This is a genomic window from Streptomyces sp. E11-3 (genome assembly GCF_046540415.1).
In the GTDB taxonomy this organism is placed as follows: Bacteria; Actinomycetota; Actinomycetes; order Streptomycetales; family Streptomycetaceae; genus Streptomyces.
Genome location: NZ_JAZGRL010000170.1, coordinates 1 through 1,477 on the forward strand (window position 1 = coordinate 1; position 1,477 = coordinate 1,477).

Annotated in this window: 1 protein-coding gene; it reads right to left on the bottom strand. The window is 47.3% G+C overall.

Going from position 1 to position 1,477, the window contains the following annotated elements:
- Nucleotides 1–816, bottom strand: a complete 816-nt coding sequence (locus U9R90_RS36165) for an aminoglycoside O-phosphotransferase APH(3')-Ia (protein ID WP_000018329.1) — start codon at nt 814–816, stop codon at nt 1–3.
- Nucleotides 817–1,477 lie beyond the last annotated feature (661 nt).

Here is a 1,477-nt window from a genome sequence, read left to right on the forward strand (position 1 = left end):
TTAGAAAAACTCATCGAGCATCAAATGAAACTGCAATTTATTCATATCAGGATTATCAATACCATATTTTTGAAAAAGCCGTTTCTGTAATGAAGGAGAAAACTCACCGAGGCAGTTCCATAGGATGGCAAGATCCTGGTATCGGTCTGCGATTCCGACTCGTCCAACATCAATACAACCTATTAATTTCCCCTCGTCAAAAATAAGGTTATCAAGTGAGAAATCACCATGAGTGACGACTGAATCCGGTGAGAATGGCAAAAGTTTATGCATTTCTTTCCAGACTTGTTCAACAGGCCAGCCATTACGCTCGTCATCAAAATCACTCGCATCAACCAAACCGTTATTCATTCGTGATTGCGCCTGAGCGAGACGAAATACGCGATCGCTGTTAAAAGGACAATTACAAACAGGAATCGAATGCAACCGGCGCAGGAACACTGCCAGCGCATCAACAATATTTTCACCTGAATCAGGATATTCTTCTAATACCTGGAATGCTGTTTTCCCGGGGATCGCAGTGGTGAGTAACCATGCATCATCAGGAGTACGGATAAAATGCTTGATGGTCGGAAGAGGCATAAATTCCGTCAGCCAGTTTAGTCTGACCATCTCATCTGTAACATCATTGGCAACGCTACCTTTGCCATGTTTCAGAAACAACTCTGGCGCATCGGGCTTCCCATACAATCGATAGATTGTCGCACCTGATTGCCCGACATTATCGCGAGCCCATTTATACCCATATAAATCAGCATCCATGTTGGAATTTAATCGCGGCCTAGAGCAAGACGTTTCCCGTTGAATATGGCTCATAACACCCCTTGTATTACTGTTTATGTAAGCAGACAGTTTTATTGTTCATGACCAAAATCCCTTAACGTGAGTTTTCGTTCCACTGAGCGTCAGACCCCGTAGAAAAGATCAAAGGATCTTCTTGAGATCCTTTTTTTCTGCGCGTAATCTGCTGCTTGCAAACAAAAAAACCACCGCTACCAGCGGTGGTTTGTTTGCCGGATCAAGAGCTACCAACTCTTTTTCCGAAGGTAACTGGCTTCAGCAGAGCGCAGATACCAAATACTGTCCTTCTAGTGTAGCCGTAGTTAGGCCACCACTTCAAGAACTCTGTAGCACCGCCTACATACCTCGCTCTGCTAATCCTGTTACCAGTGGCTGCTGCCAGTGGCGATAAGTCGTGTCTTACCGGGTTGGACTCAAGACGATAGTTACCGGATAAGGCGCAGCGGTCGGGCTGAACGGGGGGTTCGTGCACACAGCCCAGCTTGGAGCGAACGACCTACACCGAACTGAGATACCTACAGCGTGAGCTATGAGAAAGCGCCACGCTTCCCGAAGGGAGAAAGGCGGACAGGTATCCGGTAAGCGGCAGGGTCGGAACAGGAGAGCGCACGAGGGAGCTTCCAGGGGGAAACGCCTGGTATCTTTATAGTCCTGTCGGGTTTCGCCACCTCTGACT